Source organism: Streptomyces sp. NPDC001351, assembly GCF_042896045.1.
Taxonomy (GTDB): domain Bacteria; phylum Actinomycetota; class Actinomycetes; order Streptomycetales; family Streptomycetaceae; genus Streptomyces.
In genome coordinates, this window is record NZ_JBIAWS010000003.1 from 1 (window position 1) to 17,982 (window position 17,982).

At 70.2% G+C, this 17,982-nt stretch carries 19 protein-coding genes and 1 pseudogene; 9 read left to right on the forward strand and 11 right to left on the reverse strand.

Annotation, left to right across the window (positions count from 1 at the left end; genetic code table 11):
- Positions 1 to 436 precede the first annotated feature (436 nt).
- Together ACFY1U_RS10340 and ACFY1U_RS10345 are read right to left on the reverse strand one after the other, a co-directional pair.
- Complete coding sequence (locus ACFY1U_RS10340; protein WP_390693691.1) at positions 437 to 1,321, reverse strand: LLM class flavin-dependent oxidoreductase; 885 nt, start codon at positions 1,319 to 1,321, stop codon at positions 437 to 439.
- Between the two features lie 25 nt (positions 1,322 to 1,346).
- Positions 1,347 to 2,366 (reverse strand): aldo/keto reductase, encoded by a 1,020-nt coding sequence (locus tag ACFY1U_RS10345; protein ID WP_390693692.1) that lies wholly within the window; start codon positions 2,364 to 2,366, stop codon positions 1,347 to 1,349.
- 164 nt (positions 2,367 to 2,530) lie between these two features.
- Here ACFY1U_RS10345 and ACFY1U_RS10350 point away from each other — a divergent pair, with 164 nt between their 5' ends.
- Together ACFY1U_RS10350 and ACFY1U_RS10355 are read left to right on the forward strand one after the other, a co-directional pair.
- A complete protein-coding gene (locus tag ACFY1U_RS10350; RefSeq protein ID WP_390693693.1) occupies positions 2,531 to 3,121 on the forward strand; it encodes a TetR/AcrR family transcriptional regulator in 591 nt (196 codons plus the stop codon).
- 9 nt (positions 3,122 to 3,130) lie between these two features.
- Complete coding sequence (locus ACFY1U_RS10355; protein WP_390693694.1) at positions 3,131 to 3,736, forward strand: cadmium resistance transporter; 606 nt, start codon at positions 3,131 to 3,133, stop codon at positions 3,734 to 3,736.
- 282 nt (positions 3,737 to 4,018) lie between these two features.
- On the opposite strand, the gene ACFY1U_RS10360 is transcribed toward ACFY1U_RS10355, so the two are convergent.
- Complete coding sequence (locus ACFY1U_RS10360) at positions 4,019 to 5,344, reverse strand: hypothetical protein (RefSeq protein WP_390693695.1); 1,326 nt, start codon at positions 5,342 to 5,344, stop codon at positions 4,019 to 4,021.
- A gap of 405 nt (positions 5,345 to 5,749) precedes the next feature.
- Between ACFY1U_RS10360 and pstS the strand changes: the two genes are divergently transcribed.
- Positions 5,750 to 6,895 (forward strand): phosphate ABC transporter substrate-binding protein PstS, encoded by a 1,146-nt coding sequence (gene pstS, locus ACFY1U_RS10365; RefSeq protein ID WP_390693696.1) that lies wholly within the window; start codon positions 5,750 to 5,752, stop codon positions 6,893 to 6,895.
- Positions 6,896 to 6,915: 20 nt separating this feature from the next.
- Here pstS and ACFY1U_RS10370 read toward each other — a convergent pair whose 3' ends face one another.
- Positions 6,916 to 7,482 (reverse strand): TetR/AcrR family transcriptional regulator, encoded by a 567-nt coding sequence (locus ACFY1U_RS10370; RefSeq protein ID WP_390693697.1) that lies wholly within the window; start codon positions 7,480 to 7,482, stop codon positions 6,916 to 6,918.
- Between the two features lie 85 nt (positions 7,483 to 7,567).
- Here ACFY1U_RS10370 and ACFY1U_RS10375 point away from each other — a divergent pair, with 85 nt between their 5' ends.
- Both ACFY1U_RS10375 and ACFY1U_RS10380 read left to right on the forward strand, forming a co-directional pair.
- Positions 7,568 to 8,491 carry an SDR family oxidoreductase gene (locus ACFY1U_RS10375; RefSeq protein WP_390693698.1) on the forward strand — a complete coding sequence of 308 codons (924 nt, stop codon included), beginning with the start codon at positions 7,568 to 7,570 and terminating at the stop codon, positions 8,489 to 8,491.
- A gap of 90 nt (positions 8,492 to 8,581) precedes the next feature.
- Positions 8,582 to 8,746 (forward strand): hypothetical protein, encoded by a 165-nt coding sequence (locus ACFY1U_RS10380; RefSeq protein WP_390693699.1) that lies wholly within the window; start codon positions 8,582 to 8,584, stop codon positions 8,744 to 8,746.
- A 152-nt stretch (positions 8,747 to 8,898) separates the two neighbouring features.
- Here ACFY1U_RS10380 and ACFY1U_RS10385 read toward each other — a convergent pair whose 3' ends face one another.
- Entirely contained in the window at positions 8,899 to 9,324 is a 426-nt protein-coding gene (locus ACFY1U_RS10385; protein ID WP_390693700.1) for a DUF4267 domain-containing protein, read from the reverse strand.
- Between the two features lie 60 nt (positions 9,325 to 9,384).
- Positions 9,385 to 9,830, reverse strand: a pseudogene (locus tag ACFY1U_RS10390) (anthrone oxygenase family protein).
- 92 nt (positions 9,831 to 9,922) lie between these two features.
- Between ACFY1U_RS10390 and ACFY1U_RS10395 the strand changes: the two are divergent.
- A complete protein-coding gene (locus ACFY1U_RS10395) occupies positions 9,923 to 10,501 on the forward strand; it encodes a TetR/AcrR family transcriptional regulator (RefSeq protein ID WP_390693701.1) in 579 nt (192 codons plus the stop codon).
- A 212-nt stretch (positions 10,502 to 10,713) separates the two neighbouring features.
- On the opposite strand, the gene ACFY1U_RS10400 is transcribed toward ACFY1U_RS10395, so the two are convergent.
- Together ACFY1U_RS10400 and ACFY1U_RS10405 are read right to left on the reverse strand one after the other, a co-directional pair.
- On the reverse strand, positions 10,714 to 11,316 hold the full coding sequence (locus ACFY1U_RS10400) for a methyltransferase family protein (RefSeq protein WP_390693702.1): 603 nt from the start codon (positions 11,314 to 11,316) through the stop codon (positions 10,714 to 10,716).
- Positions 11,289 to 11,585 (reverse strand): hypothetical protein, encoded by a 297-nt coding sequence (locus ACFY1U_RS10405; protein WP_390693703.1) that lies wholly within the window; start codon positions 11,583 to 11,585, stop codon positions 11,289 to 11,291. Before ACFY1U_RS10405 ends, ACFY1U_RS10400 begins: the two co-directional genes overlap by 28 nt.
- Positions 11,586 to 11,855: 270 nt before the next feature.
- Here ACFY1U_RS10405 and ACFY1U_RS10410 point away from each other — a divergent pair, with 270 nt between their 5' ends.
- The 3 genes from ACFY1U_RS10410 (at position 11,856) to ACFY1U_RS10420 (ending at position 15,383) form a co-directional block, all read left to right on the forward strand.
- Positions 11,856 to 13,040 carry a permease gene (locus tag ACFY1U_RS10410; protein ID WP_390693704.1) on the forward strand — a complete coding sequence of 395 codons (1,185 nt, stop codon included), beginning with the start codon at positions 11,856 to 11,858 and terminating at the stop codon, positions 13,038 to 13,040.
- A gap of 153 nt (positions 13,041 to 13,193) precedes the next feature.
- Positions 13,194 to 14,429 carry an alpha/beta hydrolase family protein gene (locus ACFY1U_RS10415; protein WP_390693705.1) on the forward strand — a complete coding sequence of 412 codons (1,236 nt, stop codon included), beginning with the start codon at positions 13,194 to 13,196 and terminating at the stop codon, positions 14,427 to 14,429.
- Between the two features lie 132 nt (positions 14,430 to 14,561).
- Entirely contained in the window at positions 14,562 to 15,383 is an 822-nt protein-coding gene (locus ACFY1U_RS10420) for an SAM-dependent methyltransferase (RefSeq protein WP_390693706.1), read from the forward strand.
- Between the two features lie 129 nt (positions 15,384 to 15,512).
- Here ACFY1U_RS10420 and ACFY1U_RS10425 read toward each other — a convergent pair whose 3' ends face one another.
- The 3 genes from ACFY1U_RS10425 to ACFY1U_RS10435 all read right to left on the reverse strand — a co-directional run bounded on the left by ACFY1U_RS10425 (position 15,513) and on the right by ACFY1U_RS10435 (position 17,933).
- Positions 15,513 to 15,755, reverse strand: coding sequence for a hypothetical protein (locus ACFY1U_RS10425; RefSeq protein WP_390693707.1), 243 nt, complete (start codon positions 15,753 to 15,755; stop codon positions 15,513 to 15,515).
- A gap of 98 nt (positions 15,756 to 15,853) precedes the next feature.
- Positions 15,854 to 16,852, reverse strand: a complete 999-nt coding sequence (gene gap / locus ACFY1U_RS10430) for a type I glyceraldehyde-3-phosphate dehydrogenase (RefSeq protein WP_390693708.1) — start codon at positions 16,850 to 16,852, stop codon at positions 15,854 to 15,856.
- A gap of 124 nt (positions 16,853 to 16,976) precedes the next feature.
- Entirely contained in the window at positions 16,977 to 17,933 is a 957-nt protein-coding gene (locus ACFY1U_RS10435; protein ID WP_390693709.1) for a GlxA family transcriptional regulator, read from the reverse strand.
- Between the last annotated feature and the right edge of the window lie 49 nt (positions 17,934 to 17,982).

Consider the following 17,982-nt stretch of genomic DNA (forward strand, 5'->3'; position numbering starts at 1 on the left):
TCTGCGAGGTCTCCGCGCCCCGGCAGCAACACCGCGATCCGGGCCCACGCCCGGCCGATTCCCCCGGCCATCACGCGACAGCCCCGGCTTCCCGCGGTGCGGCCGGCGGCTCGCTCCGCCCGGCGAACATCATCGGCCCGTCCTGAAGCAGTTCCAGCACGCGGACACGACCCCTCGAATTCCCGTACAGGTCCCCGCGCTCGTGGTCAGGCGCGGAGGTTGCGCCCGCACTACCTGCAAGCACTACCAAGCCAGCATCTAACCAATTGCGAAATTACGCAATTCCGCATGCGGGTAACATCCCCACGAACTGCGCCGGCCATCGGCCCGAGGTATGCGGCACTGGCACACGTCCAACCAGTCGCCGGTCAGGTGCCAGGACGTGATGGTGGTGACCTGCCCTGCCATCCCGCTTCCCTGCTGCCCTCTCAGCGGTTCATACGAGGGCCGACGCGCCGATGATCTCGTCGGCCAGCCGGCGCGCGACACCGTCGGGGAAGGGCGACGGCAGCCCCAGGACGATGTGCCGGAAGCCGGCGTCGGCCGCCTCGGCGATCGCGTCCCTCGTGGCGGCCGGACGGTCGTAGGAGACGTGCAGGACGATCGAGCGCGTGATCGAGGCGGGGTCGCGACCGAGCTCGGCGCAGTGGCGGTCCAGCAGGGCGCTGCGGCGGACCGCGTCGTCGATGTCCCCGCCCGGCATGTTCCACAGGTCCGCGTGCTCGGCGGCCACGCGCAGGGTCGCGGATGAACGTCCGCCGATGAGGATCGGCGGATGGGGGCGCTGGACGGGCTTGGGGTTGCCGAAGGCTCCGGTGAGGTGGTGGTGAGTGCCGTGGAAGTCGAAGGGCTGCTCCTCGGTCCACAGGCGCCGGATCACCGTGCACGCCTCGGCCAGACTCTCCACGGCGTGGGCGGTGTCCTGGAAGGGCAGGCCGTACGCCGGATACTCACGCCGGGCCTCGGGCGGGTCGGGCCGGGACCCCACCCCGAGGCCGAGGTCGAGCCGGCCGCCGGAGACGACGTCGACGGTCGTGGCGATCTTGGCCAGCACGGCCGGCGGGCGGAACCGGTTGCTGGTGACCAGGAGGCCGAGGCGAAGACGGCGGGTCTGTGCGGCCAGGGCCGCGAGGAGCGTCCAGCCCTCGTAGATGGGTCCCTCAGGGTCGCCTGCGATGGGCATGAGGTGGTCGAACAGCCAGGCGTGCTCGATCTCCGGAATGGTGTCGGCCTCGCGCCAGACCCGCAGGATGTCGCGATAGTCGACCTGCATGGGGGCGGTCATGATGCCGAAGCGGACTCGCGGTGCGGTCGTCGTCATGGTGTTGCCGTTCCTCCTCGGACGGTCAGCGGCGTCGCAGTGACGGGTCGAGCAGAGCGGGCGGGGTGTCGTACTTCTCGTGCGGGGCCAGGTCCGTGCCGGGGGGCACGATCGCATCGATCGCGTCCAGTACGTCGGCCGGGAGCACGGTGTCGGCGGCGGCGAGCTGGGAGCGCAGGTGCTCCAGCGTGCGGGGGCCGATGAGCGCACTGGTCACGGCCGGATGGGCGGTCACGAATCCGAGGGCGAGCTGGATCATCGTCAGTCCGGCCTGGTCGGCGAGCTCGGCCAGCCGCTCGACGGCGTCGAGCCTCGCCCTGTTCTCGGGAAGCCCGGTGTCGAAGCGCTGCGGCATGATCGTCGAGCGGCTGGTGGTGATGGAGCGTCCGGCACGGACGGCCCCCGACAGCCAGCCCGAGGCCAGCGGACTCCACACCAGCACTCCGAGCCCGTACTCCTCGGTCACCGGCAGGACGTGCGTCTCGATCCCGCGCTGCAGGACCGAGTAGCTGGGCTGCTCGGTGACGTAACGGCCCAGGTGATGCTCACGCGAGGCCCACTGGGCCTGCACGATGCGGTGGGCAGGGAAGGTGGAGGACCCGAAGTAGCGTATTTTTCCCGCGCGTTGCAGATCGGTCAGAGCTGACAGCGTCTCCTCGTCGCCGGTGCTCGGGTCCCACCGGTGGATCTGGTAGAGATCGACGTGGTCGACGCCGAGCCGGCGCAGGCTGTCGTCCAGCGCGGTGACCAGCCAACGGCGCGAGCTGCCCCGGTGGTTGCGCTCCTCGCCCATGGGCAAGCCCGCCTTCGTGGCCAGCACGATGTCGTCGCGGCGGCCCGCGATGGCCTTGCCGACCATCTCCTCCGATTCACCGTCGCCGTACATGTCGGCGGTGTCGATGAGGTTGATCCCGCCTTCGAGCGCGGCGTCGACGATGGCGGTGGCCTCGTCCTGGGTGGTGCGCCCGATGCTGCCGAAGTTCATCGCGCCGAGCGCGAGCGAGCTGACCTGCACACCGGTGCGGCCCAAGGTGCGGTACTGCATGACCGTGTTCCTCCATTGCGGGTGGGTGGCGGTGCGTTGCGACCAGGCATGACTTGGTCGCGGGGCTCCGGCTCTGGCATCATGAGCAAAGCGGAACGTCGCTCCGATTACGATACGGAACGTTGCTCCGCTTCAGCAAGCCCGATGGCGGAGGGAATGGCACGGTGAACGACGGCGACAGGGGCGCAGGGCGCGCAGCCCGGCCCAAGCGGACGGACGCCCGGCGCAACGAGCAGACCCTGCTCGACGCGGCCGCCGCGGTCTTCGTCACCTCGGGCGTGGAAGCGCCGGTGCGCGACATCGCGGCGAGGGCCGGCGTCGGGATGGGCACGATCTACCGCCACTTCCCGACGCGCGCGGACCTCATCGTCGCCGTCTACCGGCACCAGGTCGAGGCCTGCGCCGAGGCCGGTCCGGCCCTGCTGGCGAGCAGCCCGACCCCCTATGCAGCGCTGGGCCAGTGGATCGGCCTCTTCGTCGAGTTCCTGGTCACCAAGCACGGACTCGCCGCCGTACTGCAGTCCGACGACGCAGGCTTCGACACACTGCACGCCTACTTCCTCGACCGCCTCGTGCCCGTGTGCACCCAACTGCTCGACGCGGCAGCCGCCTCCGGCGAAATCCGGTCCGACCTGAAGGCCTACGAGCTCATGCGGGGCGTCGGCAACCTCTGCATCGGCGCGGAAAGCGACCCCCGCTACGACGCCCGCCGACTGGTCGAACTCCTCGTCGCAGGCCTACGCCGACCGAACTGACGTCCATCCATGAACCTGGGCATGGTCGCGCAGGCGGCCGGGCTGTTCGCCGTCACCAACATCGACGACATCCTGCTGCTGTCGCTGTTCTTCGCGCAGGGCGCAGGCCACCGCGGCTCCGCCCGCCGGATCACGTTCGGCCAGTACATCGGTTTCGCCGCCATCCTCGCCGTCGCCGTCGCCGCGGCGTTCGGTGCCACTTTGCTGCCCGAGTCGGCCATCCCGTATCTCGGACTGCTCCCCTTCGCACTGGGCCTGAAGACGGCCTGGCAGGCGTGGCAGCACCGTGACGGCGAGGACCAGAACGACACGCAGGAGACGCCCCAGGGCGGCGGCCCAAGAACGCTGGAGGTCGCAGCGGTCACCTTCGCCAACGGCGGCGACAACATCGGTGTCTACGTCCCCGTGTTCGCCACCGCCGGCCCGGGTGGGATGAGCGTGTATGCCGTGGTCTTCCTGACCCTGGTGGCCGTGTGGTGCCTCGCGGGCCGCTTCTTCGCCACCCGGCCGGTCGTCGCCAGGGCACTCAGCCGCTGGGGGCACGTCCTGCTCCCGTCGGTCCTGATCACCCTCGGGCTGCTGATCCTCATCGAGGGCGGCGCATTCGGCTGGTAGCCCCGGCCGGCCGGTGGCCGGGCCCGATCATCCGGGCCCGGCGCGACAGCCCCCGAGGGGCAGTCAGCGTCCATCCGACGCCCCTACGTTCCTTCCCGGGCCGCCGGGTCGAAGGCGAGGACACCCATCGCCGTCACGCCGGCGGCCGTGCCGCGCAGGCACGAGGCCTGACCGCCGCACCACCCAGGATCGACTTCTCCTCATCGTGTTCAAAGCGGTTCGCGAGCGGGGCGAGCCGCCCGCGCTCCGCGTCCAGTGGGTCGAACGGTGCCCTTTCGACGGCTACTTCGAGTGATCCGGCTTCGACGGCTGGTCCGGATACGAGGGCTTCGCCGGGTGCTCCGGGAATGCGGGCTTCTCCGGGTGCTCCGGGAACGCGGGCTTCACCGGGTGCTCCGGGAACGCGGGCTTCACCGGGTGCTCCGGGAACGCGGGCTTCACCGGGTGCTCCGGGAACGCGGGCTTCACCGGGTGCTCCGGATACGCAGGCTTCACCGGGTGCTCCGGGAAGGCAGGCTTCGCCGGATGCTCCGGATACGCAGGCTTCTCCGGGTGCTCTGGGAACGCAGGCTTGACGGGCTGCTGCGGATACGCAGGTTTCTCCGGAAACGCGGGCTTCACCGGATGCTCCGGGAACGCAGGTTTCACCGGGTGCTCCGGATACGCGGGCTTCACCGGCTGCTGCGGATACGCAGGCTTCTCCGGAAACGCAGGCTTCACCGGATGCTCCGGAAACGCGGGCTTCACCGGCTGCTGCGGATACGCAGGCTTCACCGGGAACGCAGGCTTCACCGGATGCTCCGGAAACGCGGGCTTCACCGGATGCTCCGGAAACGCGGGCTTCACCGGCTGCTGCGGATACGCAGGCTTCACCGGGAACGCAGGCTTCACCGGATGCTCCGGAAACGCGGGCTTCACCGGCTGCTGCGGATACGCAGGCTTCACCGGGAACGCAGGCTTCACCGGATGAGCCGGATACGCAGGCTTCACGGGCTGCTGCGGATACGCGGGCTTCACAGGCTGGGCCGGATACGCAGGCTTCACAGGCTGCTGAGGGTAAGCAGGCTTGACCGGCTGAGCCGGATACGCAGGCTTCACGGGCTGTTGCGGATACACGGGCTTCGCAGGCTGAGCCGGATACGCGGGTTTCACCGGATGCTCCGGATACGCAGGCTTCACCGGATACGCAGGCTTCGCCGGATGCTCCGGATATGCAGGCTTGACCGGCTGAGCCGGATACGCAGGCTTCACAGGCTGCTGCGGATAAGCAGGCTTCACTGGTTGGGCCGGATACGAGGGCTTGACCGGCTGCTGCGGATAAGCCGGCTTCACCGGATGCTCCGGATGCTCCGGATACGCAGGCTTCACCGGATGCTCCGGATAAGCGGGCTTCTCCGGGTGCGCGGGCTTCACGGGCTGAGCTGGATGCGCAGGCTTCCCCGGATGTTCCGGATAAGCGGGCGGTGCCGGGGACGGCGGGTGCGGGGTGGTGAGGTCCTGGGCGTAGGCGTTTCCCGCGTTCGACAGCGCGGCAGCGCCAAGGGCGGCAGCCATGAAGGCTGGCGTCAGAACGGATCGCCATCGCGGCGATTTCGTCATCTTCTCCACTCTCCTCGACTCGGTTCGGGGCTTCGTGACGGCCGGTCAGTACCAAGAGCCGGATAGTGGAATGATCAGAAAATCGGAGACACGAATAACGCTCTGGCGGCCATAAGCCACCGGATGGTGTAGCGCGGGAGGCCAGTTGGCCCGGCTGGCGGCGAGGGTTCGGGCAGGGACGGGTTCATGAGCCGGCCGGCTCAGAAGCCGACGCCCGCGGCTCCACCGGGTGCGGGCCCCGACGGCGGACGTCGCCCCGCAAACGGCTCCAGACCGAGGAGACCATTACCGGAATTGTCCGCTTTGATGCGTATAGTTCCCCGAAGGTGCGGGCTGTGACCGCCACCTGATCCACGGTCATCAATCCTTCCGCTGCGCCGACCCCGGCCGCCCACGAGCAAGGAGCACCGAAGAGTGAAGCCTCAGCGGAAGAGCAGGCTGCGTACCTTGGCGGCCGGCTCGGCGGTTGTCTCCGGCACCCTGCTTCTGACGGCCTGCGGCTCGAGCGGCGGTTCCGGGTCGTCCAACGGATCGTCCACGGCCGCCGCGCCGACCACCACGGCCGCCAGCGGCGTCAAGTGCGGCAAGGCGGCCCATGTGCCGGCTTCCGGCTCGACCGCGCAGGAGTTCGCGATGAAGTCCTGGATCAAGAACTTCACACAAGCCTGCCCCGGCACCCGGATCAGCTACGAGGGCAACGGCTCGGGTGCCGGCCAGACCGATTTCCTGCAGGGAAAAACCGCCTTCGCGGGTTCCGACTCCGCACTGAGCGCCACCCAGATCACCCAGTCCAAGAGCGTGTGCTCCGACGGCGGCCGGGCCATCCACCTGCCGGCGGTCGGTGGCCCGATCGCCATCGGCTACAACCTGCCGGGCGTCAGGAAGCTGGTCCTGGACGCGTCCACGCTCGCCAAGATCTTCGACTCCCGGATCACGAAGTGGAACGATCCGGCGATCGCGAAACTCAACCCCGGCACCAAGCTGCCGTCGACGGTCATCCGGGCGGCCCACCGTTCCGATTCCTCCGGCACGACGGACAACTTCACCTCCTATCTGAGCGCCGCCGCACCGAGCGCCTGGCCGCACGGGCACAGCAAGGAGTGGAAGGCCAAGGGCGGCGATCCGGCCAAGAAGTCCTCGGGCCTCGTCGACCAGGTGAAGAAGACCCTGGGTGCGATCGGCTACGTCGAGCTGTCCTACGCGATCGCCCGGGACATTCCCACGGTCTCGATCGACACCGGCGCCACCGCTCCCGTGGACGCCAGTGTCTTCACGGCCTCCAAGGCGATCTCCACTGCCAAAATCGCCGGCAGCGGTGACGATCTCGTGCTCAGGCTCGACTACGCGACCAAGACCCCGGGGGCGTATCCGATCGGCATGGTCACGTACGAGATCGTCTGCGACAAGGGCAACAAGCCGGCCACATGGCCCGCCACCAAGGCGTTCCTGACGTACATCGCCGGCGTGAAGGGCCAGCAGGACCTGAGCTTCGAGGGCTACGCGACGCTCCCGGCTGCCATCGTGAACCAGGTCCGCACCAAGATCAACAGCTTGTCCTGACCCGTCCGGACCGCGAGGCTTCAGCCACCCGCGGTCACGGCCTTGAGTTCGTCCAATGACTCCCGCATCAACTGCGCCATCGTGCGTTCCTCGGCCGCCTCGACCCAGCGCTCGAAGCCGATCTTGAAGACGGCGACCCCCGCCTCGGCGGTGAGACTTGCGGCCGGCTCCGGCACACCGCGTCGGCGCAGGGCGTCGGCGAGCGCCGCCGACAGCGAGGCGAGCTTGATCAGCTCGCGCTCCTGGAGTACGGCGTTGGCCACGATGACGGCGTGTCGCCGCCGGGCGTGCCCGTGGCGGCCGACGAACACGGTGGAGACCGCCTCGAGGCCGGCCGCGACCGCGTCGATCGGGGCCACGGACTGCGGGGCCTCGGCGACCGCGTTCACAAACAGCTCCTGCAACTCGCTGGAACCGCTGAACAGCACCTCGCGCTTGTCCGCGTAGTGGCGGAAGAAGGTCCGCTCGGTGAGACCGGCCCGTTTGGCGATCTCCGCCACCGTGGTCTGTTCGTAGCCGCGCTCGCCGTAGAGCTCCAACGCCGCTTTCGCCAGGCGTTCGCGCGCGTTCGGCTCCCATCTGCTCATGAGCAGATCCTACGTGATGACAGTTCCTGACATCACATGTTAGCGTTGATGACAGTCACTGACATCGACAGTTTGGGGCTCTCCTATGCGCATCTTCGTAACGGGCGCGTCCGGCTGGATCGGCTCCGCCCTCGTTCCCGAACTCCTGGACGCCGGGCATCAGGTCGTCGGGCTCGCCCGCTCCGACGCCTCCGCCGCCGCCCTCACCACCGCCGGTGCGGACGTGGTCCGCGGCACCGTCGACGACCTCGACGTCCTGGCCGGCGCCGCCGCCGCTTCGGACGGGGTGGTCCACCTCGCCTTCAAGCACGACCTCGCCTTCACCGGCGATTTCCAGGGCGCTGCCGAGGCCGACCGACGCGCCGTCGACACCCTCGGCGAGGCGCTGGCCGGCACCGACCGTCCCTTTGTCCTCGCCTCCGGACTGGTCGGCCTCAAGCCGGGCCAGGTGTCGAGCGAGCGGGACATGCCCGCGGTCGACGGCTCGCCGGTGTCCATACGCTCCGCCACCGCCGCGGAGCTGCTCGCACTTGCCTCGCGCGGGGTGCGCTCCTCCGTGGTGCGGCTGTCTCCGACCTGCCACGGCGAAGGGGACAACGGGTTCATGGCCGCCCTGGTCGCCATCGCCCGGGACAAGGGTGTCTCCGGCCATATCGGCGACGGCGCCAACCGCTGGCCGGCCGTCCACCGACTCGATGCCGCACGGCTGTTCCGCCTGGCAGTCGAGAAGGCACCGGCGGGCACGGTGCTGCACGGAGTCGCCGAGGAAGGCGTCCCGATCCGCGACATCGCCGAGGTGATCGGCCGTCACCTCGATGTGCCGGTGGTCTCCGTGGCCCCCGACGCCGCGACGGAACACTTCGCCTGGCTGGGTCGCTTCCTGGCACTCGACGGCCCGGCGTCCAGCACTCTGACCCGCGAACTCCTGGACTGGCAGCCCACCGGTCCCGGCCTCCTCGACGACCTCGACAAGGGCCACTATTTTCGCACCCCTGCCACCACCTCCTGACCAGGCGGCCGTACCTGCGGCCGGCGGCGGCCAGGCCCGCACGCGCGGCCACCGGACCGACCGCAGCCTGCCGGGGACACGCTCCGATGCATGCCGGCTCCTGATGTGTCGTACTTCTCGGGCCGTGACGGTGTGGGCCTCACCCACCGGGAAGTGGGCCCGGCAGCCAAGGACCGGACGATCGGCTCCCCGGTCCGCCTCGACCCGGCGCACGCCGAGCCGGTGCGCTGCGCCCTCATGCCGCTTCCGGTGTGACGCCGACCGGAATGGGAAAGGCCTGGGCCCGTATCTGCGAGGCGGTGCTTCGCAGATACGGGCCCAGGCCGCCGCCCACTGGCAGGAGACTGTGCGCCTCACCTTTCCCGGCACTGACAGGCGCATGCCAACCAGTGCCGAGGTGGCGGGTGTCAGGCGGGCTGCGGAGCGGTCGTTGCCGGGGCGGCCGCCACCTTGCGGGTCTCGCGCATGATCAGCAGCCCGTTGGCCACCATCAGCGTCGCGGTCAGGCCGTGGACGCCGAGCGCGGTGGCCACCGAGCCGTGGTGGGCCAGCACGGTGGCCATGTCCCCGTACGCGGCGAGGGCCTCCACCATCAGGACCCAGCCCAGCGCCCGACGCTGGCCCGTCACCAGCAGGATGCCCAGGACCAGGGCCATGACGACATCACGGATTCCCTTGATGATCAGGAAGCCGCCGCCGTCGCCGGACGGCCAGCTCGGCAGGCCGAAGGTCGGCGCCGTCGCCTCCGGGCTCAGGATGAACTCCCCTCCGAACCAGAGGATGAAGAGGATGAAGGCGGCGGCCAGGACGGTGTTGATCTTCTTCAGCGACATTGTTCTCCCCCTTTGTTGGGACTGCGCGCCACCAGCGTGGCGTCTGAAATCCGAAGTCCCTCAGGCGAGGGCGGCGACGAGCAGGGCGAAGGCGGCGATGAGGACGGCGACGCGGACATAGTGGTAGCGGTTCCAGCGGTTCAGCTGCTGCTTCCAGTCGGCGGGCCGGTTGCCAGGGGTCCACGTCTTGTTCCGGTTGTTGATCGGGACGAGCAGCAGAATCGACATGATCACGCTGAGGATCAGCAGCGCGGCGGCGGTGACGACGAGGCCGGTGCCGTGGTGGTGCCACCTGGCGACGGCCCAGATGGCGGCGAGGACGAGTGAACCGATGTACCAGAACGGCATGACGGCGCCCAGCATCCGGCCCCCGTGGGCGTGGCCGAGTTGGCCACTGTCCTCCGGAAGGGCGTTGAGGATCGGGTTGATGACGAAGGCGACGGAGAACTCCACCCCACCATCACGCCGACGACCACGGTGGTGAAGACCTCGAGTGCGGTGAGCATGATGCCCCCTCCTGAAATCTAGCGTTGCTAGCGGATGAGGCAACGCTAGTACTACTGCCGCTCGATTGTCTAGCGGTGCTAGGATTCCAATCATGTCGGTACAGGAACGCAAGCAGCGCGAACGGGCGGAGCGCGAGCGCCTCATCGTGGCGACAGCCCGCGAACTCGCAGAGCAGCAGGGCTGGGACGCGGTCACCACCCGCCGGCTCGCCGAGCGCATCGAATACAGCCAGCCCGTCCTCTACAGCCACTTCCGCGGCAAGCGCGAGATCATCGGCGCCGTCGCCCTCGAGGGCGCCGCCGAGCTGGCCGCGGCGGTGCGGGCCGCGACTTCCGCCGCGAACGACCCGCGCGGGCGGGTGGCCGCACTGGCCCGCGCCTACCTGGAGTTCGCCGAACGCAACCCGGCGGTCTACGACGCCTTGTTCCAGCTCGACGGCGGCCTGCCGTACGCGCAGGAGGACACCCCCGAACCGCTGAAAGACGCCTTCGCCGCCCTGCTGGAGACCCTGGGCGAGGTCGCCGGGGACGGCGTCCACCCGGGGTTGTACACGGAGACGTTCTGGGCGGCCCTGCACGGCCTTGCCACCCTGACCCGGGAGGGACGGCTACCGCCGGGGGACACCGAGCAGCGGGTGGAACTGCTGGTGGACCGGCTCGCCATCATCTGACCCGTCGTCCGGACGAGCCGCGGCCGGGGCTCTCGGTGCCCCACCGCTGCCTGGTCAGGTGTGTTCCCCGTACGAGAGGGACACCGGTCGATCCGATCCGCGGACCAAGCGGTCTGCTGCGCAGGAGTGTTGCGCACCGTGCCGTCATCGCCGAGGCACGGCACGCGTACGGCCGGGCCCACCGCCGGCACGACGTCCGCTGACGAGGACCGTCATCGGCGTATATGAGGGATCAGCGCCGGGACTTGAGCGCGGTAGGCGTCGTAGGAAGTACCGAACTGGCCGGCCATGAGGGCGTCTTCGATCCGGACCCGGCGTAGCAGCCACGGTATGGAGACCACCATCAAGGCGATCCAGACGCCGAAGCCGCAGGCGAGCATGGATCCGGTGACCAGGCCGAGCAGACCGGTGTAGATGGGGTGGCGGACCAGCCGGTAGGGGCCGTCGGTGCGCAGTTCGTGGTGGTCCCGCACCATCGGGACTCCGGACCACATCGTGCCCAGAACCCAGCGGGCCCACAGCAGCAGCGCGGTGGAGGCGACGGCGAGCAGAGCGCCCAGGAGGGCGAGTTCGGGCTGCCAGAACTGCAGATGACGCCAGAAACCCCGCGAGTGACGGACCAGCGTGGACAGGGCAACAGCGCCCGCTGCCAGCAGAAGCCGGCGAGGCAGCGTGTGTCGCAGCCCACGCGCCCAGCCGCGCAGAGCGGCCCGGCTCTTCACGCCGAAGTAGACGGCGCCCACGATCCAGGCCACGACGAAGACCAGGACGCAGACACCGCTGACAGTCACGAGCGCCGAGTGGAGAGAACCCATGCCTCAAGCGTGCTCCGCGCACCCAGTGGATCACCACCACCCACGGGTCGATGGAGAGGCCTCCACCCACGGGCGGAGGCGGCCGAGCCCGTGCGGTCGGCCCAGGGGTCGGCCGTGTCACGCAGGGCGGCGAGGGCCGGTGCGTACATACGGGTCCTGATGGTGGCGAGCGTGTCTCCCGCCTTGCCGACCAGCGGCTGCGCGAGGGCGAGAGCCGTCGTCCGTACGGCGTCCTCGTCGACGGCGCGGTCGACGATGCCGGCGGACATGCCGGATACAGCAGCCGCGCGAAGAGGGCGTGGACCGGGACGACGTAGTCCCTGTGCGGGTCGGCGTGTGGTCCCGCGGTCCGCTGTTCGCGCGGGCCATGGGTGTCGCCCTTCTCTGCCGGCCGTCGTAGGCACAGCCGCACAACACCGCACAAGGGCAACCGGCCCCATAGGTGCGCCGGATATCGTCCACGGCATGGGTGCCACGCGGCACGCCGGCACATCGTGGTGAACCCATCCGTACCCGCCGGAAGCAGAAGTAGGTGCCCTGTGGAAGCGATCGGCCACGCGCTGTCCATCGCCGGGTCGATGACCTGGGAGGTCACCTGGGCGCTGATCCTGGGTTTCGCCTTGTCGGCCGTGGTGCAGGCGGTGGTCCGTCGGTCGACGGTCGTCCGGCTGCTGGGTGACGACCGGCCGCGCACGCTCACCCTGGCGGCCGGGCTGGGGGCAGCCTCGTCGTCCTGCTCGTACGCGGCCGTGGCCCTGGCCCGTTCACTGTTCCGCAAGGGCGCCGACTTCACGGCGGCGATGGCGTTCGAGATCGCCTCCACCAATCTGGTGGTGGAGCTCGGCATCATTCTCGCGCTGCTCATGGGCTGGCAGTTCACGGCCGCCGAGTTCGTCGGCGGGCCGATCATGATCGTCGTACTCGCCGTGCTGTTCCGCATGTTCCTGCGCGAGCGGCTGCTGAGCCAGGCGCGGGAGCAGGCGGAGCGTGGGATCGCGGGGTCGATGGAGGGCCACGCGGCCATGGACATGTCGGTGCGGGCGGAGGGCGGCTTCGCCCGGCGCCTGTTCTCCCGGGCCGGCTTCACGTCCGTGTCGCACATCTTCGTCATGGAGTGGGCGGCGATCGTGCGGGACCTGGTGGCGGGGCTGCTGATCGCGGGGGCGATCGCGGCCTGGGTGCCGGACGACTTCTGGCGCACGTTCTTCCTCGCGGACCATCCGCTCGCCGCCAAACTGATCGGCCCGCTGGTCGGGCCGCTGGTGGCCGTCGCCACGTTCGTCTGCTCGATCGGCAACGTGCCGCTGGCCGTGGTGCTGTGGAAGGGCGGCATCAGCTTCGGCGGGGTGATCGCCTTCATCTACGCCGACCTGCTGATCCTCCCCATCCTGAACATCTACCGGAAGTACTACGGCGCCCGCACGGCCGTCTTCCTCCTGGGCACCTTCTTCGCCGCGATGGCCGTCGCCGGCTACGTCGTCGAGTTCGCGTTCGGCGGGCTCGGTCTGATCCCCGACCAGGCCGATGCCACGATTCCCGAGGAAGGGATCACCTGGAACTACACGACCTGGCTCAACCTCGTCTTTCTGCTGCTGGCCGCGACCTTGCTCGTACGGTTCTGGCGCACCGGCGGACCGGCCATGCTGCGGATGATGGGCGGCTCACCCGACGCCGGGGAACACGAGCACGGGCACGGGCACACCCACAGTCCGCATGAGGCGTGAGACGTGCGAGGTGCGACGTGCGGCGTGCGGCGTGCGACGGGTCTGTGGGATAACCCCCATGCGCATCGACCGGCCTGCCGGATGGTCGGCGACCGGGTCGCTCCACAAGTCTGTACGTGACCGTTTCACCCGTACAGACAAGGGAGTTCAGGCATGCAGACCCGTCGCGCCGCCATGCTGTCGGCCATGGCAGCACTCGCCGTGTCCGCCGTCCCGGCACGAGCGGCGGCCACCGAGCCGCGCACGGCCGGGCCGGTACGGCTGACCTTGCCCGCGCCCAGCGGGCCGTACCCGGTGGGGACGGTCTCGGTGCGGCTCGTCGATGCCTCGCGTGCCGATCCCTGGGTCGCTTCGCAGCCGTTCCGGGAGCTCATGGTCGGCATCCGCTATCCGGCCCGGACCGCCGACGGGTATCCGGCCGCGCCCCAGATGCTTCCCGGCGAGGCAGCCGGGTTCGCGGCCCTGAACAGCTTCACCGATGTGCCCAGCACCCGGGTCGACTGGGCCGCCACCCGCACGCACGCTCACGAAGGCGCCCCGGTCGCTCGGGACGGTGGTCCGTTCCCGGTGGTCTGCTACTCCCCCGGTGCCGGGGACCCGCGCTCCCTGGGCACGACACTCTGCGACGACCTCGCCTCCCGCGGCTACGCCGTGGTGACCCTCGACCACACCTATGACGCCTGCGCCGTCGAGTTCCCCGGCGGCCGCGTCGAACGCTCCGTCCTGCCCGCGGAGTTCGCCAAGGCGTACCCGGACCAGCGGCGCATCACCGCCCTGTTGCGCAAGACCATGGACGTACGCGTGGCCGACGCCCGCTTCCTCCTCGACGCACTTCCGAGCGCGCTGCCCCAAGTCGTGTGCGGCAGGCTGGACTTCGGCCGCATCGGCATGTTCGGCCAGTCGGCAGGCGGCTTCACCGCCCTGCAGACCATGCACGACGACCCGCGCATCACAGCAGCGGCCAACCTGGACGGTGTGCTCGCATACGTCCAGGAAGACAGCACCCCCGGCAACCTGTCCACCGTAGCCGCCGAGGGCCTCGACCGCCCCTTCCTCCTGATCGGAAAGGACGGCAACGACCTCGACACCGTGCCGTCCTGGAGTGCCCTGTGGCGCAACAGCCGCGGCTGGCACCGGGGCTTGAGCCTGCGGGGCGCACAGCACGCCACGTACACCGACGCCGAAGCCATGATCCCGCAGATCGCCCGGCGGCTCGGCCTGCCCCGCAAGACCGTCGTCGAGAACATCGGCACCATCGCCCCGCGGCACGCGATCACCGCCCAACGGGCCTACGTCGCCGCCTTCTTCGACCGCTGGCTGCGCGGGCGGGGCGACGGCGGCCTGTTGGAGGGGGCGGCCGGCTGCCGTCCGGAAGCACGGTACTTCTGAGAGCTGAGCCGCGGCTGTCAAGATCCCGGGAATCGGTGGCCTGAACCTGTACTGCCCGCTACGTTGTCGCTTGCCAAGAGGCGCGAAGGGCGGCGGTCGAGGGGGCCGCCGGTCCAGGACGAGGAGCGTGTCATGACCGAGGAACCGGCCGCCGACCGCGAGGCCGTGCTGGCGCGGCTGGATCTGACCACCCCACACTCGGCACGGGTGTGGAACTACTGGCTGGGCGGCAAGGACAACTACGCCCCCGACCGCGCCATGGGCGACCAAGTCCTGGAGTACTTCCCGGAGATCGTCGACTCCGCCAGGGCCGACCGGGCGTTCCTGGGCCGTGCGGTGCGCCATCTGGTCGGCGAGGCGGGCATCCGCCAGTTCCTCGACCTGGGCACCGGCCTGCCCACCGCGGACAACACGCACGAGGTCGCCCAGCGGCTGGCCCCGGAGACGCGGATCGTCTACGTCGACAACGACCCGCTGGTCCTGGTGCATGCCCAGGCGCTGCTCACCAGCAGCCCCGAGGGCGTCACGGACTATCTGGACGGCGACGTCCACGAACCCGGCCCGATCCTCGAAGGCGCCGCCCGGACGCTGGACTTCCAGCAGCCGGTGGCGCTCATGCTGCTGGGCATCATGCAGTTCGTGAGCGACGACGAGCAGGCGTACGAGATCGTCGACCGGCTCGTCGCCGCCCTGCCCTCGGGCAGCTATCTGGCGCTCGCCCATCCCACCGCCGAGGTCCACACCGAGGCCATGACGGCGGCGGTGGCCAGCTGGAACGAGCAGGGCTCGGCGCCGATGAAGCTCCGCAGCCGCGAGCAGTTGCTGCGCTTCTTCGACGGTCTGGAGCTGCTGGAGCCGGGCGTGGTGTCGTGTTCGCGCTGGCGTGCGCGGCAGCCCGAGGTCGGCGAGATCGTCGACGTGACGCAGTTCTGCGGGGTGGCGCGCAAGCCCTGAGGCAGCCCCTGAGGGCCGGTCGTCAGGGCCGGCCCTCAAGGATGTCGTGGGCCTTGCGGACGGCGTCGCGGTTCCAGCGGCGCTGCTTCTCCAGGGCCGAGGGGGCGTCGGGGTCCTGGGGCCGCGCGGTCAGCCGTGCCTCCAGCTCCTCGCGCTGACGGTCCTCGCCGATCTGGGCGTGCCGTAGTCGTAGCCCGCTGTGCGCATAACGGGCAGGGGGTCGATGTCCAGGTTCTTGAGGTCGGCGAACCCGAGGCGGACCATGCGCTGCTTGGCGAGCGTCCAGTCGGACGGCTGCCCGCACCCGGCGAGGGCCAGGGCCGAGGCCAGGAGCAGTAAGAGGGGCCTGCTGAGCGCATGGGGCCGGCTCATCAGGGGCCGAGGACGGCGGACCGGGTGGATTCGCGCATACGGCCCCGGACGCGGCTGGCCGCCCTCACCGCGGCCGAGGTGAGGACGGCGGGCGCCGCTCAGCCGGCCGCGAGGAGTTCCAGCGTGTCGATCACCCGGTTGGAGAAGCCCCACTCGTTGTCGTACCAGGCGACCACCTTGATGTGGCGGCCGTCGACGCGGGTCAGGGCCGAGTCGAAGATCGAGGAGGCCGGGTTGCCGGTGATGTCGGACGACACCAGCGGGTCCTCGGAGTACTCGAGGACGCCGGCCAACGGGCCCTCGGCCGCGGCGCGGTAGGCGGCCAGTACGTCGTCCCGGGTGACGTCGCGGGCGACCGTGGTGTTCAGCTCGACGATCGAGCCCACCGGGACGGGTACGCGGATCGAGTCGCCCGACAGCTTGCCGTCGAGGCCGGGCAGCACGAGGCCGATCGCCTTGGCTGCGCCCGTGGTGGTGGGCACGATGTTGACGCCGGCGGCGCGGGCGCGGCGGGCGTCGCGGTGCGGGCCGTCCTGGAGGTTCTGCTCCTGGGTGTAGGCGTGCACGGTGGTCATGAAGCCGTGCTCGATGCCGGCGAGTTCGTCGAGGACCGCGGCGAGCGGGGCGAGCGCGTTGGTCGTGCAGGAGGCGTTCGAGACGATGGTGTGCAGCTCGGGGTCGTATGCGTCGGTGTTGACGCCGTAGGCGAGGGTGACGTCGGCGCCGTCCGAGGGCGCGCTGACGAGGACCTTCTTCGCGCCGGCGTCGAGGTGGGCGCGGGCGGCCTTGGCCGAGGTGAAGCGGCCGGTGGACTCCAGGGCGACGTCGACGCCGAGTTCGGCCCAGGGCAGCTGTGCCGGGTCGCGTTCGGCGAGGACCTTGATGCGCCGGCCGTCGACGACCAGGGTGTCCCCGTCGACGGTCACCGGTCGTCCGAGCCGGCCGGCCGTGGAGTCGTAGGCGAGGAGCCGGGCGAGGGTGGCGGGCTCGGTGAGGTCGTTGACGGCGACGATCTCGATGGTGCTGTCGCGCTCCAGCAGGGCGCGCAGCACATTGCGTCCGATGCGGCCGAATCCGTTGATGGCGACGCGAGTCATGAATACCCCTTGGTGTCTCTGCGGCTCGTCTGGGTTCACCACCAGCCTGGCGTGCGGGGCGGGTGGGCGGCCGTGGCGTGAGCGCCATGGTTCGAAAGGATCGCGCCAGGCTCCGGGGGCTCGGCTATTCGCCGCGGGTGAAGGTGCGCCGGTACTCGCTCGGCGTCGTCCCGAGGATGCGCTGGAAGTGCAGGCGCAGATTGGCGCCGGTGCCCAGACCCACGTCGTTCGCGATCTGCTCGACGCTGCGCTCGGACCGTTCGAGCAGCTCACGGGCCAGGTCGATGCGGGCGCGCATGACCCACTGCATCGGCGTGTATCCGGTGTCCTCGGCGAAGCGCCGCGAGAAGGTGCGCGGTGAGACCGCGGCGTGCTGGGCGAGGGTGTCGAGGCTGAGGGGTTCGTCGAGCCGGTGCAGGGCCCATTCGCGGGTGGCGGCGAATCGCTCGCCGAGCGGTTCGGGCACGCTGCGCGGCACGTACTGCGCCTGGCCGCCGCTGCGGTAGGGCGCCGCGACCAGGCGCCGGGCCGCGTGGTTGGAGGCGGCCACGCCGAGGTCGCCGCGCAGGATGTGCAGGCACAGGTCGATGCCGGAGGCGGCGCCGGCGGACGTGAGGACGCTGCCCTCGTCGACGAACAGGACGTTCTCGTCGACCCGGACCAGCGGATGCTTCTCGGCGAGGGCCCGCGTGTAGTGCCAGTGCGTCGTGGCGCGTTTGCCGTCGAGCAGGCCGGTGGCGGCGAGCGCGAAGGCGCCGGTGGAGATGGCGGCGAGGCGCGCGCCCCGCTCATGGGCGGCGATCAGCGCGTCGACCACGGCCCGCGGCGGGTCCTCGCGGTCCGGGAACCGGTAGCCCGGCACGAACACGATGTCGGCCCAGCCGAGCGCGTCGAGCCCGTCCGCGACGTGGTACGCCAGCCCGTCCCCGCCGGTCACAAGACCCGGTGCCGCCCCGCACACCCGCACCTCGTACGGCATGCTCGCGCGGGTCGTGAACACCTGCGCGGGAATGCCGACATCGAGCGGCTTCGCGCCTTCGAGGACCAGGACGGCGACGCGGTGGAGGCGGGAGGTGGGCACGGGATCAGAGTACGAGGGGTGTGCCGCCATCGACGCCCGGCGCGTGGCC